Origin of the sequence: Alicyclobacillus fodiniaquatilis, assembly GCF_042678105.1 — a bacterium.
Taxonomy (GTDB): domain Bacteria; phylum Bacillota; class Bacilli; order Alicyclobacillales; family Alicyclobacillaceae; genus Alicyclobacillus; species Alicyclobacillus fodiniaquatilis.
This window is the reverse complement of sequence record NZ_JBHUCX010000084.1, coordinates 1-1,152: the sequence shown is the minus strand read 5'-3', so window position 1 is coordinate 1,152 and position 1,152 is coordinate 1. Positions and strand designations below refer to the sequence as shown.

Below are 1,152 nucleotides of genomic sequence, written 5' to 3'. Positions count from 1 at the left end.
ATGTTTGTGTTGCAGAATATGGGTCGTCAAGAGTTGTCGATGGATGGCTTACGTATGAGTGGATATAAGGGAGAACGGACGACGGCGAAGTTCGATTTGACGCTTATTGCGGAGGAACAACTGCTGGGAAATCATCGTGATATTAATTTTTATTTTGAATATAGCGTTGATCTATTCATGCCTAGAACCATCCAACAAATTGCTGAGAACTGGTTAAGGTGTTTGAAATCAATTTGTGAGAACGAGGAAATCGAGTTAAATGGGTTGGAAATTACTACGGATTACATCTACGAAACGACCATGTTTACAAATTTGGATTTTGACGTTGATCTATAAGGGGCGAACGATGGTGAGGAATGAAGTATATCAAAATGATATTCAATATTGGATGGATGAATTAAGGGACACAGAATTTCACGAGTTCCTACCACGTAAATCAGGAAATGTTTCGCATTTATCGTGTGATTGGGAAAACATAGACATACCATTTCCTGATCATTTGACTAATAGATTAAATCAGGTTACTAAAAATGATGAAACCCTTTTTGCTTTATGTATGTCAGCGATTAGCCTTTTGTCTTATAAATATACGGGATGTACTGATGTGGTCATTGGGATACCCAAAATTACGCAGGGGCATTTGGAAGTTCATTCGTTGTTGCCAGCGCGAGTAAATGTGGATTGTGATTTAACTTTTAAAGAGTATCTTCGGATGTTAAACGAGGTACTCTCCCGAGCATATCAACATCAAGATTTCCCGTATGGGCAGCTTATGGATAAATTGTATGAACTTCAGAGAGGGTTTCACTCTAGCCTATTTGATATTGCTGTTCAATTTGATTCACTACATGGTATGGGCTTCGGGGATGCACATAGAGATTTGATTACTTTTCGATTTGTAAAGTTAAATACTGGATTGGTTTTGTCTATACATTATTGTGTGCATCAATATGATGTTGAAAAATTGAAATCTGTATCCAAGCATTTTTTTGAATGCTTAAATAATGCTTTATCACAACCTAATCTTAACTTGGCATGCATTGAGATTTTGCCGGAGTCGGAGAAGCGGCAAGTGTTGGTGGAGTTTAATGATACAGGCAAGGAGTATGAGAAGGACAAGACGATTCACGAGCTGTTTGAGGAGCAAGTGGA

The 1,152-nt window shown here is 38.0% G+C and carries 2 protein-coding genes; both read left to right on the top strand.

Annotated elements, in window-relative coordinates; genetic code table 11:
* The coding region (locus tag ACFSB2_RS20690) for a condensation domain-containing protein (protein ID WP_377945010.1) at positions 1 to 336 on the top strand (336 nt) is incomplete at its 5' end.
* 13 nt (positions 337 to 349) lie between these two features.
* Positions 350 to 1,152, top strand: an 803-nt coding sequence (locus ACFSB2_RS20685; RefSeq protein ID WP_377945009.1) for a condensation domain-containing protein, incomplete at its 3' end; no start/stop codon positions are given.